At 28.1% G+C, this 377-nt stretch carries 1 pseudogene; it reads right to left on the bottom strand.

The features are described from left to right. Nucleotides 1-377, bottom strand: a pseudogene (locus tag LDP10_RS03270) (GTPase ObgE); the annotation flags it as partial.

The following is a 377-nucleotide window of genomic DNA, read 5'->3' as shown; positions in this document are numbered from 1 at the left end:
CCTAAAGTTCCAACATCAGCTAATAGTATTAATTCTAATAATATTTCTCTTTTTTCTCCTGATGTTCCAAGAGTTCTTTTTTTTGGTGTACGATTAATAGAAGATTTGAATCTGGTGTTTCCTAATCCATGCCAACCTCCTTTTGCAATTAGTAATATTTGATTATTTTTAATCATATCGCTTATAATTTCTTTAGTTTTTATGTCAATTATTCTTGTTCCTACTGGGACAAAAACAGTAATATCAAATCCTTTTTTACCGGTACATTTACCAGAAAAACCATTTTCCCCATTGCCTGCTGAAAAGATTTTTTTAAATTTAAAATCTATTAATGTATTAAGATTATTGATAGATTTTAACCAAACATTCCCTCCATT

The sequence above is a fragment of the Buchnera aphidicola (Pemphigus obesinymphae) genome (assembly GCF_026122815.1).
Lineage (GTDB): Bacteria > Pseudomonadota > Gammaproteobacteria > Enterobacterales > Enterobacteriaceae > Buchnera_C > Buchnera_C aphidicola_BJ.
The sequence above is the reverse complement of the archived record's forward strand: the minus strand, read 5'-3'. Positions and strand labels throughout refer to the sequence as shown.